Raw genomic sequence first — 10,590 nt, 5'->3', positions numbered from 1 at the left:
TGGGCAAGCCCCTGGAGGAGACGTTATGAGATGGCCGACACGCCCCGCGATCCCGTGAGGTCTCAGAACTTACCGAGGAGTCTCAAAAACCGTGGTCAGGCTTTGTCGCGCAAGGCGGTGACATCGCGGAACGTGCGCGGCGACGAACCCGCGTGATCGTGAAAGAAGCGCGAAAAATGCGCCGGCACCGAAAAGCCGAGTTCCTCGGAGATGGCTACGAAGCTGCGCGCCTCACTGGCGACCGCCTGCACCGCGCGCTCCACCCGCTGGGTATTCAGATAGATCCTTGGCGAGAGTCCCGTCTCCGCCTCGAAGAGCCGGAAGAAATGCGCACGCGACAACCCGATCTCGCGCGCGAGCCAATCCATGGAAGTAATGCGGACCGGGTCCTCGCGCATCAGCGCCAGCGCCCGCGCGATACGCCGGTCGGGCGCGCGCATCGCCTTGGCACGGGCCCGGAGCGAGGGCTGCGCCTCGCGCCAAAGCGCCAACCGCTCGATGATCGAGATCATCAGCCGGCCAATCAGTTGCTCATGCGCGGCCGCATCGCCCGGGGCTTGAACCATCGCCTCTGCCGTCGCCCCGACTTGGCGGCGTATCTGCGGCGTGATCGCACCGCCTGGACGCGGAAAGAACCCCGGTCCAGCGCTGGCCTGCCAATTCCCGCGGAACGACCCAAGCCAGGTCGGCTCGATATAAAGTGCGAGGATGATCGTCGGCGGCTGACCGTCGCGGTGCACGTAGCTGTGATGCTCCCAGGCATTGATGAGCACGGCGCTGTCATCGGTCAGCGGCACTCTGGTCCCGCCGACATCGAACTCCGTATCCGCGCCCTCGACCTTCAGAAGTACATGGCATTGTTGGTGGGCGTGCTTGACCAGGGGTCGGTCCATATCGAGGAGTGCGACCCGACCGAACGAACCAATGGCGATCCTAAGCGCAGATGACATCCATAATCCTTAACAGTTTTCTCGGGTCGGTCAAATTATGCCCGGTGACTTGCTTGGCCGCGGGGGCGCTCTGTCCATCCGGCAGAAGCCAAATGGCAAAGTTGCGACGCCTTGCTCCGCTCGGAGCTGCCGGTTGACGCGTCAGATCACATCTGACCTGGCCTTCTCCCCCCCGGCGCAACCGGTTAGCGCCTTAGGCTCCCTTCACTGACACCGAAAATGCCCATCTTCTCGGACCGGCGTCAGATGGCACAATCATGCTTTCTTCCTTCCAGGCAGACTTGGCATCTACTGTCGTGAGAATTGCAGACATTCCCGCTCCGAGCACATACTGGGCCCGGTCCTCATCCGCCGCAAGATGCAAGAACGGCAGGTCTCGGGGGGGGGCGACGGTTCTCTGCGCCCCGATCAAAAAAGGAAGACGCGGTTACCGAGGTCCGTATCAGAAGATCGCGGGCTATCGTGTCGCACAAGAAATCACCCTGTTCTTCACCGCAGACCATCGCGGGGTGGGCCGTCGCGGTTTTGAAAGCTCTCGCGTACCGGAGAGCGGGCTTGAATTGGTTGCAAGGTTTCTTGCAACATCGCCTACCGCGCGACAGCAAAGCACGGGAAATGAAAAGGAAATTTCCAACCGCCCGTTCGATCCCCCATCGGCGCGACGGAGAGGCGGACAGCGCCTGACACGGTGAAGGCTCTTGTCATCATCGAGGTCGTTCTTGATCGGCGAGATGCAGAATACCGACGTTTGACGGTCGATCGGTTGCGGTTCAGACAATTGGAACGATGGCGCGGGCCGGATCATCGGGAACTTGTGACCGCGTCAGGCCGGGCAGAAACACGGCGTGCGCGCCTTGCGCAAAGTCAAGGCGCCGCCGCCTTCTGTCGGCTAGGCAGGAAGACAGCGGGAAGCCGTACCGCCCAACACGGGGCGACACAGGAGCCGGACGTGCCATGACACCGACATACCAAGACATCACGCGCCTGCTCGGGGATCTTGACGATCATACGGTCGCGCAGATCGAAGGCAGCGGCGCAACGCTGAGCGAACTCGAAGAGATCGCCGCCCACCTGGCTCAGGAAACCGACGTCATGGGAGACCTGCGAAAGCCGCTGACCGGGCGGGCCCTCACGGTTTATACCTTGCTGCGCCAACAAGAGGCGCAGTGGGACGAAGAACGCTGATCGGGGGCGGATCCGCCGGATGGGCCCCCGACAGGTCGCGGATGCCATGACCACGGCCCGGCCCGACTTTCTGCTGACGGATCTCTACGAACTGGCGATGATGCAGGCCTACTACGAGACCGGCCAGACCGGCACGGCGGTGTTCGAATTCTTTGTGCGAAAGCTGCCCGCGGGCCGCAATTTCCTTGTCGCAGCAGGGCTGGAGCAGGTGCTGCGCTTTCTGGAGGATCTGCACCCTGCCCCGGACGAACTGGCATGGCTCGCGGGCAGCGGACACGCCAGCCGCGACATGATCGACCGGCTCGCCGGTTTCCGGTTCACCGGCGATGTCGATGCGATGCCCGAAGGCACGGTATTCTTTCCCGAAGAGCCGATCCTGCGCGTGACCGCCCCCCTGCCCGAGGCGCAATACGTCGAAACACGGATCATCAACATCCTGCACTTCCAGAGCCTTGTCGCCTCCAAGGCGTCGCGCATGGTTCTGGCCGCCGAGGGCAGGACGCTGCTTGATTTCGGGCTGCGCCGCGCGCATGGGGCAGAGGCGGGCATGTGGGCCGCGCGGGCATGCTATGTCGCGGGGGTCTCGGGGTCGTCGAATACCCTGGCCGAGCGGACATACGGGGTGCCCGCGGCCGGAACGATGGCGCATTCCTTCGTTCAAGCCTTCGACAGCGAAACCGCCGCCTTCGAAGCCTTCGCGCGCGCGCGGCCCGACCGCCTGGTGCTGCTCATCGACACTTACGACACGATAGCGGGTGCGCGACGGGTGGTGTCGCTGGCGCCCAGACTTCGCGCCATGGGCATCACGGTCGGCGGCGTCCGCCTCGACAGTGGCGATCTCGACACGCTGTCGCGGTCGGTGCGCGACATTCTCGATGCGGGCGGGCTGCGCGATGTCACGATCCTTGCCAGCGGCGGTCTGGATGAAACCGCGATCCACCGGCTGGTGGCCGCAGGGGCGCCCATCGACGGCTTCGGCGTCGGGACCAGCCTGACCACGTCATCGGACGCGCCCGCGCTGGATTGCGCGTATAAATTGCAGGAATATGCCGGACGGGCGCGGCGCAAGCGGTCGGAAGGCAAGGCAACATGGCCGGGGCGCAAGCAGGTCTGGCGGCACGTCGATGCCAACGGGTGCATGGCGGGCGACACCCTGTCGTGCGCCAGCGATCCGCAGAAGGGCCTGCCCTTGCTGCGCCGCGTGATGCAGGACGGGCGCCGCGTTGCCCCGCCGCCCCCGCTCGATGCCATCCGAAGCCACGCCGCGCGCGAACGCGACAGGCTTCCGCCGGCCCTCCGCGCCCTGCAGACCGCGCCCCGCTACGAGGTGCGGATCTCGGACAGCCTGCGCAGGCTCGCCGCCGACGTGGACGGGTTCATCGATCGCGGAGACGCGCCGCGCTGACCTCGCGCCGCGACGGCTTTCTTGTCTTGTATCAATACCCTTGCCCGTCCCTGAGCGTACCCTTGAACCATCGAAAGGGGGGATTCATGGCCAGCGAACAGGCGCGCGCCAGCTATGCACATGGCGCCTCGGGCACGCCGCTGATGGGGCTGACCGTGGGCGGGCTGCTTGCCGACACCATCGCGCGGCACCCGCAGGGCGACGCGCTCGTGGTGCCCTGTCAGGATGTCCGCTGGACCTATGCGGAACTGGGCCGCCGGGTCCAAGACGTCGCGGCGGGGCTGGTGGCGCTCGGGCTTGTTCCCGGCGACCGGATCGGGGTCTGGGCGCCGAACATGGCCGAATGGGTCGTGCTGCAATTCGCCACAGCGCAAGCCGGGCTGATCCTGGTCACGATCAACCCCGCCTACCGCCTGTCCGAGCTTGAATTGGCATTGAACCAGGTCGAGGTGGCGGCGCTGGTGCTGGTGCCCGGGTTCAAGTCCTGCACCTATTTGGCGATGCTGGCCGACCTGATCCCAGAGCTTGCCGACGCCGCACCGGGAAAGCTGTCGGCAAAGGCGGTGCCGAGCCTTCGCTGGGTGATCACGCTTGACGGGGGCGATGCCGCCGCGCCGGGTACCATCGCCTATGCCGACCTGACGGTGCGCGCCACCGAACCCGCGCGCGCGCGCGTCGCAGAGCTGGCGGGCCTGCGCACCGGGATCATCGCGGGCGCGCCCTGCCCGGCGGAATTGATGAAACGGATCATGGCAAAGATGCACATGACGCAGATCACCATCGCCTACGGCATGACCGAGACCGGCCCGGTCAGCACCCAGACCGCGGTTGACGATCCGGTCGCGCGCCGGGTCGAGACCGTTGGCCGGGTCCTGCCGCATATGGAGATCAAGATCGTGGATCGCGATGGCCGCATCGTGCCGCGCGGCACGCCGGGCGAACTGCTGACGCGCGGATATTGCGTGATGCCCAAATACTGGAACGATCCGGACAAGACCGCGGCCGCCATCGACGAGGCACGCTGGATCGCCAGCGGCGACATCGCGGTGCTGGACGACGACGGATATTTCCGGATCGTCGGACGGATCAACGACATGCTGATCCGTGGCGGCGAAAATATCTTCCCGCGCGAGATAGAGGACTTCCTTTGTACGCATCCGGCAATCGATCAGGTCGAGGTGATCGGCGTGCCGGACCCGAAAAACGGCGAGGAAGTCTGCGCCTGGATCAAGCTGCGCGAGGGCCGCAGCGCCACCGAGGACGAGATCCGCGCCTTCTGCCAGGGCAAGATCGCGCATTTCAAGATCCCGCGCGACATCCGCTTCGTCGAGACGTTTCCCACCACCATCACCGGCAAGGTCCAGAAGTTCGTGATGCGCGACATCATGGCCGGCGACCTGGCCTTTGCGGACGCGGGGTAGAACATGGCCAGCACCCAGGCGATATTTCCGACCGCCGTCGCCGCCTGTCTCGATGCGGCGGGGCACCCCCAGGGCAAGCTGCCCGATTTCGCCCGCGACCGCGGCACGCTGGTTGCGATGTATTCCGACATGGTCAGAACGCGGACATTCGACGCCAAGGCGATCGCGCTGCAACGGACCGGGCGGCTCGGCACCTATGCGTCCTGTCTGGGCCAGGAGGCGATCGGCGTCGGCGTGGCCCATGCGATGCGCGGCGACGATGTCCTGCTGCCCGCGTTCCGCGATCATGGCGCGCAGCTTGTGCGCGGCGTCACGCTGGAGGAGATGTTCCTGTTTTGGGGCGGCGACGAGCGCGGCAACGACTTTGCCGGCCCAAGGCGGGATTTCCCGGTCTGCATCCCCGTGGCTTCGCAGCTTCCGCAGGCCGCCGGCGTCGCGCTGGCCATGGTGCACAAGGGCGAACCCGGGGTCGCCGTGGCGCTGGCGGGCGACGGGGCCACGTCCAAGGGCGATTTCTACGAGGCGTTGAACATCGTCGGCGCATGGCACCTGCCCGCGGTCTTCGTGATCAACAACAACCAATGGGCCATTTCGATGCACCGAAGCCATCAGACCGCCTGCGACACCCTAGCCCAAAAGGCCGTCGCCGCGGGCCTTCCCGGCGAGCGGATCGACGGCAACGACGTGATTGCCGTGCGCGATGCGGTCCGGCGCGCCCTGGCGCATGCGCGCGCGGGCAAGGGCGGCACGTTGATCGAATGCCTGAGCTACCGGCTGGGCGACCACACCACCGCGGACGACGCCAGCCGCTACCGCGAGGATGAAGACGTGCGCCCGCACTGGAAGGCGGAACCACTTGTCCGTTTGCGCAGCCATCTGACCAAGGCGCACGGCTGGTCAAAAGACGAGGAAGACGCCCTGCTGCGCGGCTGCCAGTCACAGGTCAACACCGCCGCCGAGCGCTATCTGGCGATGACACCCGAACCGCCCCGCGCCATGCTGGACAGCCTGTTCGCGACCCTGCCCGAGGATCTGCTGCCAGCGGCAAGGGAGTTGGACGATGGCTGAGATGACCATGATAGAGGCGATCCGCACCGCGCTTGCCCGCGCGCTGGAGGACGACGACGACGTGATCGTCATGGGCGAGGACGTGGCCATCGACGGCGGCGTGTTCCGCGCCACCGACGGGCTGGTGCAACGCTTTGGCGCGGCGCGGGTGCGCGACACGCCGCTTTCCGAAACCGCCATCGCCGGTGTCGCCATCGGCGCCGCGGCCCACGGGCTGCGGCCCGTGGCCGAGATCCAGTTCATGGGCTTTTTGTACCCTGCCATCGACCAGTTGGCGAACCATGCCGCCCGGTTGCGCAACCGCACGCGCGGCCGCCTGGGCTGTCCGATGGTGCTGCGCGCGCCCTTCGGCGGCGGCATCAAGGCGCCGGAACATCACTCCGAAAGCACCGAGGCGATGCTGGCCCATATACCGGGGCTGCGGGTGGTGATCCCCAGCGCCCCGGCCAAGGCCTACGGTCTTTTGCTGGCCGCGATCCGCGACCCCGATCCGGTGGTCTTTCTTGAACCCAAGCGCCTCTATCGCTCGGTGTCCGAGGACGTCGCGGACGACGGTGCGGCGCTGGCGCTCGACACGGCTTTCGTGCTGCGCGAGGGATCGGACGTGACGCTGGTGACCTGGGGCGCCATGGTGACCGAAACGCTCCAGGCCGCCACGTCACTCGCGGCGGAGGGGCTCTCTGCCGAGGTGATCGACCTGGGCACGCTCAAGCCCTATGACCGCGCCGCGATCCGCGCATCCGTCGCCAGGACCGGCCGCTGCGTGATCGTTCACGAAGCACCGCTGACCGCGGGCTTCGGCGCCGAGATCGCCGCCGATCTGGCGGAACACCGATTGACCAGCTTGCTGGCGCCGATCCGGCGGGTGGCAGGCTATGACACCGTGATGCCCTATCTGCGGCTCGAAGCGCATTACATGCCCTCGACCGCACGCATCCTCGATGCGGTCCGATCCGTGATGGAGTTCGCATGACCGTCTTTGTCCTCCCCGACCTCGGCGAAGGCCTGCAGGAGGCCGAGATCGTCGCCTGGCATGTCTCAGAAGGGGATCATGTGATGGCCGACCAGCCGCTACTTTCGGTCGAAACCGACAAGGCGGTCGTCGAAATCCCGGCGCCCTATCCCGGCAGGGTGACGCACCTGCTGGCGGCGGTCGGGGATGTCGTGCCGACCGGTGGCGCGCTGATCGAGATCGGCACCGGGGGCGGCAAGGACACCGGTGCCATCGTCGGCGATCTGGCCACGGCGCAGCCCCCCTCGGCCAGCCCCGCCGTCCGCTCGCTTGCGCGCCAACATGGTGTCGATCTGGCCGACCTCACCGGGACCGGCCCCAACGGCGCCATCGTGTCGGCGGATGTGCTGGCCGCCGCGCAACGGCCCCGGGCGGGCGAAGAGCTGCGCGGTGTGCGGCGTGCGATGGCGCGCGCGATGGCACAGTCGCATGCCGTCGTGGTGCCGGCCACCGTGATGGACCATGCCGACATCGGCGCCTGGCCGAAGGACGCGGACCCGACCCTGCGCCTGATCCGGGCCGTCTGCGTGGCGTGCCGGGCCGAGCCCGCCCTCAATGCGTGGTATGACGGGACCCGCCGGCACCTGCATGACCACGTCGACCTTGCGCTTGCCATGGACACCCCGGAAGGGCTCTTTGCCCCGGTGCTGCGGGCGGCCGACGGCGATCCCGACATCGCCGGGTCGCTGGCCGCCCTCAAGACCGCCGTGCGCGACCGGTCCATCGCGCCCGAAGCGCTCAAGGCGGCCACCTTCACGCTGTCCAACTTCGGCATGATCGGCGGGGTACACGCCGTGCTCGTCGTCAGCACGCCACAGGTCGCGATCCTTGGCGCGGGCCGCATATCCCGCCGCGCCGTCGTCACCGACGGACAGATCGCCGCCCGCCGCGTCCTGCCGCTGTCGCTGACCTTCGATCACCGGGTCGTCACCGGCGGCGAGGCCGCGCGGTTCCTCGCTGCGCTGCGCGGCGATCTCGAAACGCCATCGGCGGGCAGCCATGGATGACGCCATGACCGACCCCTTCGCCCTCGCCGACGGTCTGGGCCCTGAAAAGATCGTGCATCTGCACGATGCCGCTGTCGGCCTCAGGGCGATCGTCGTCATCGACAATACCGCCGCAGGCCCGTCGATCGGCGGGGTACGCATGGCCGACGATGCCAGCCTCGGTGAATGCGCGCGCCTGGCCCGCGCGATGACGTTCAAGAACGCCGCGGCCGGGCTGCCGCATGGGGGCGGAAAATCGGTGATCCTGGGCAACCCGGCCATGGCCGGCAAGGAACGTCTGGTCCGCGCCTTTGCCCGCGCCATCGCTGAGCTTGGCGGGTATATCCCCGGCCCGGACATGGGCACGGACGAGACCGCGATGGCCTGGGTGCATGACGAGATCGGGCGCGCGGTCGGCCTGCCGCGGGTGCTGGGCGGTATCCCGCTCGACCAGATCGGCATCACCGGCTTCGGGCTCGGGGTCGCGGCGGACGCGGCCCAGGCCTTTTGCGGCCTGCGCCTCGACGGGGCCAGCGTCGCGATCCAGGGCTTCGGGTCGGTCGGCATGAACGCGGCGACAGCGCTGGCAGGCATGGGCGCGCGGCTTGTCGCGGTGTCCGACAGCGGCGGCAGCATCACACACCCCAAGGGCCTGCCGATCGACGACCTGATCGCCCTCAAGCGCGCGAGCCGGAGCGTCACCGCCTTGGCGGGGGCCACGGCCCTGGCGGGCGAGGCCACGATCACGGCGCAGTGCGATATCCTTGTCCCGGCCGCCCGCCCCGACGTGATCACCCAGGCGAACGCGCGCGACGTCAAGGCGCGGTTGGTGCTGGAGGGGGCCAACATCCCGACATCCGCCGCCGCCGAACGGATCTTGCACGACCGCGATGTGCTCGTCGTTCCCGATTTCATCGCCAATGCCGGCGGCGTGATCTGCGCCTCGGTCGAATACCGCGGCGGCACGGAAAGCGACGCGCGCGCGGCGGTGACCGAAAAGATCCGGGCCAATACCGTCGAGGTTCTGGCCCGTGCCCGCGACACCGGTGCCATGCCGCGCGAGGCCGCACAGGCGATGGCGCTGGCGCGGATCCACGAAGCCATGTCCTACGGGCGGTTCACGGGGGCATGATGCAGCACCGCGCAGACCCGCCTTGCCGACCGCCCGACCCGGACCGCGACGGCGGGTTCCTGTGCGACGCGATGCTGGGCCGCCTTGCCCGCTGGCTGCGGGCGGCGGGGCACGACACGCTGCTGGCCGAAGGCACCGAAACCGACCGGGACCTGCTGGCACGGGCGCGGGCCGAGCGGCGGATCCTGCTGACCCGCGACCGCCGATTTACGCAGCGACAGGGCGCCGCCGGGCACGTCCTGCTGATCGAAGGGGGCAAAATCGCCGATCAGGCGCGCGACCTGAAGCGGCGGCTTGGGCTGGACTGGCTCCGCGCGCCGTTCAGCCGGTGCATGATGGACAACGCACGCCTGCGCCCCGCGACCGCGGCCGAGACCGCCGGGCGTCCTGACTGGGTTGGCGCGGAGGGCGGCGGCACCCGGGTCCTGGCCTGCCCGGCCTGCGGCAGGTCCTATTGGGCGGGCAGCCATCGCCGGCGCATGCGCCAACGTCTCGAAGCCTGGAACCGGGACATGCCGCGATCCGCGCCGCCGCAGGATCAAACAGGCGACGTGAAAGGATGACGCGATGACCGCGAGCCAACTTTCCCGAGAGCAGATCGCCGAGCGGCTCGACGCGGCGGCGAACCTGCTTGAGGCGCAGGGCGCGGATCGGTTTCGCATCCGCGCCTACCGCATGGGCGCCGAGACGGTGCGCGGGCTGCCACAGGATCCCGCCAAGATCCTGGAGCGCGACGGGTTGCAGGGGCTGGAGGCGCTGCCGAACATCGGCGAGCGTCTGGCGCGGGCCATCGACGAGATGGTGACGACCGGACGCTGGAGCCAATTGGACCGGATGCGCGGCGAGGCGGCGCCGGGGCATCTGTTTCAATCCATTCCCGGCGTCGGCGCCCATACCGCCCGCGCCATCCGCAACACCCTTCACCTCGACACCCTCGAGGCGCTGGAGATAGCCGCCCACGACGGACGGCTTGAGACGGTTCCCGGGATCGGCCCCCGGCGCGCGGCGTCGATCCGGGCGTCGCTGGCCGCGATGCTGGCGCGCCGTCGCCGCCGGGGGCCTGCCGATCACCAAGAGCCGCCCGTGGCGCTGCTGCTCGAGATCGACGAGACCTATCGCCGCGAGGCGCAGGCGAACCGCTTGCGGCGCATCGCGCCCAGACGCTTCAACCCCGAAGGCGAGGCCTGGCTTCCGGTCATGCATCTGGACCGCGACGGCTGGTCCTTCTCCGTCTTCTTCTCCAACACCGCTCTGGCGCATGATCTGCACCGCACGACGGATTGGGTTGTGATGTATTTCGCCCGCCCCGGCGGCCCCGAACACCAGCGCACCGTGGTGACGGAAACCCACGGGCCGCTCAAGGGCCGACGGGTCGTGAGGGGCCGCGAGGCCGACTGCGAGCGCCACTATTCCGCAGCGGGCTGAGGCCCG

At 68.1% G+C, this 10,590-nt stretch carries 10 protein-coding genes; 9 read left to right on the top strand and 1 reads right to left on the bottom strand.

All coding sequences use genetic code 11. From position 1 onward, the window contains the following. Window positions 1-95: 95 nt before the first annotated feature. Window positions 96-950, bottom strand: a complete 855-nt coding sequence (locus tag FDT80_RS01105; RefSeq protein ID WP_138660400.1) for a helix-turn-helix domain-containing protein — start codon at window positions 948-950, stop codon at window positions 96-98. Between the two features lie 954 nt (window positions 951-1,904). On the opposite strand from FDT80_RS01105, the gene FDT80_RS01100 reads away from it, so the two are divergent. From FDT80_RS01100 to FDT80_RS01060, 9 genes are all read left to right on the top strand, one after another. Beyond that, window positions 1,905-2,135 (top strand): hypothetical protein, encoded by a 231-nt coding sequence (locus FDT80_RS01100; RefSeq protein ID WP_138660399.1) that lies wholly within the window; start codon window positions 1,905-1,907, stop codon window positions 2,133-2,135. Window positions 2,136-2,154: 19 nt separating this feature from the next. Next, a complete protein-coding gene (locus tag FDT80_RS01095) occupies window positions 2,155-3,540 on the top strand; it encodes a nicotinate phosphoribosyltransferase (protein ID WP_212733837.1) in 1,386 nt (461 codons plus the stop codon). Window positions 3,541-3,626: 86 nt separating this feature from the next. Next, window positions 3,627-4,961, top strand: coding sequence for an AMP-binding protein (locus FDT80_RS01090; protein ID WP_138660398.1), 1,335 nt, complete (start codon window positions 3,627-3,629; stop codon window positions 4,959-4,961). Between the two features lie 3 nt (window positions 4,962-4,964). Further along, complete coding sequence (gene pdhA, locus FDT80_RS01085; RefSeq protein ID WP_138660397.1) at window positions 4,965-6,029, top strand: pyruvate dehydrogenase (acetyl-transferring) E1 component subunit alpha; 1,065 nt, start codon at window positions 4,965-4,967, stop codon at window positions 6,027-6,029. Further along, window positions 6,022-7,002, top strand: a complete 981-nt coding sequence (locus FDT80_RS01080; protein WP_138660396.1) for an alpha-ketoacid dehydrogenase subunit beta — start codon at window positions 6,022-6,024, stop codon at window positions 7,000-7,002. The genes pdhA and FDT80_RS01080 overlap by 8 nt, the downstream gene beginning before the upstream one ends. Next, on the top strand, window positions 6,999-8,048 hold the full coding sequence (locus FDT80_RS01075; RefSeq protein ID WP_138660395.1) for a dihydrolipoamide acetyltransferase family protein: 1,050 nt from the start codon (window positions 6,999-7,001) through the stop codon (window positions 8,046-8,048). The genes FDT80_RS01080 and FDT80_RS01075 overlap by 4 nt, the downstream gene beginning before the upstream one ends. A gap of 4 nt (window positions 8,049-8,052) precedes the next feature. Beyond that, on the top strand, window positions 8,053-9,159 hold the full coding sequence (locus FDT80_RS01070) for a Glu/Leu/Phe/Val family dehydrogenase (protein ID WP_138660394.1): 1,107 nt from the start codon (window positions 8,053-8,055) through the stop codon (window positions 9,157-9,159). Beyond that, the gene (locus FDT80_RS01065; protein ID WP_212733836.1) at window positions 9,156-9,722 is read left to right on the top strand and encodes a Mut7-C RNAse domain-containing protein; all 567 of its coding nucleotides are present in this window, start codon (window positions 9,156-9,158) and stop codon (window positions 9,720-9,722) included. The genes FDT80_RS01070 and FDT80_RS01065 overlap by 4 nt, the downstream gene beginning before the upstream one ends. A 4-nt stretch (window positions 9,723-9,726) precedes the next feature. Further along, window positions 9,727-10,584 (top strand): helix-hairpin-helix domain-containing protein, encoded by an 858-nt coding sequence (locus FDT80_RS01060; protein ID WP_138660393.1) that lies wholly within the window; start codon window positions 9,727-9,729, stop codon window positions 10,582-10,584. Window positions 10,585-10,590 lie beyond the last annotated feature (6 nt).

Origin of the sequence: Sulfitobacter sabulilitoris (assembly GCF_005887615.1) — a bacterium.
Classification (GTDB): domain Bacteria; phylum Pseudomonadota; class Alphaproteobacteria; order Rhodobacterales; family Rhodobacteraceae; genus Sulfitobacter_E; species Sulfitobacter_E sabulilitoris.
The sequence above is the reverse complement of the archived record's forward strand: the minus strand, read 5'-3'. Positions and strand labels throughout refer to the sequence as shown.

Excerpts from the sequence above, each read along its gene's own strand:
- pdhA (WP_138660397.1), top strand. The coding sequence starts at position 4,965 with ATGGCCAGCACCCAGGCGATATTTCCGACCGCCGTCGCCGCCTGTCTC.
- FDT80_RS01060 (WP_138660393.1), top strand. The coding sequence starts at position 9,727 with ATGACCGCGAGCCAACTTTCCCGAGAGCAGATCGCCGAGCGGCTCGAC.
- FDT80_RS01105 (WP_138660400.1), bottom strand. The coding sequence starts at position 950 with ATGTCATCTGCGCTTAGGATCGCCATTGGTTCGTTCGGTCGGGTCGCA.
- FDT80_RS01080 (WP_138660396.1), top strand. The coding sequence starts at position 6,022 with ATGGCTGAGATGACCATGATAGAGGCGATCCGCACCGCGCTTGCCCGC.
- FDT80_RS01095 (WP_212733837.1), top strand. The coding sequence starts at position 2,155 with ATGGGCCCCCGACAGGTCGCGGATGCCATGACCACGGCCCGGCCCGAC.
- FDT80_RS01075 (WP_138660395.1), top strand. The coding sequence starts at position 6,999 with ATGACCGTCTTTGTCCTCCCCGACCTCGGCGAAGGCCTGCAGGAGGCC.
- FDT80_RS01090 (WP_138660398.1), top strand. The coding sequence starts at position 3,627 with ATGGCCAGCGAACAGGCGCGCGCCAGCTATGCACATGGCGCCTCGGGC.
- FDT80_RS01100 (WP_138660399.1), top strand. The coding sequence starts at position 1,905 with ATGACACCGACATACCAAGACATCACGCGCCTGCTCGGGGATCTTGAC.
- FDT80_RS01070 (WP_138660394.1), top strand. The coding sequence starts at position 8,053 with ATGACCGACCCCTTCGCCCTCGCCGACGGTCTGGGCCCTGAAAAGATC.
- FDT80_RS01065 (WP_212733836.1), top strand. The coding sequence starts at position 9,156 with ATGATGCAGCACCGCGCAGACCCGCCTTGCCGACCGCCCGACCCGGAC.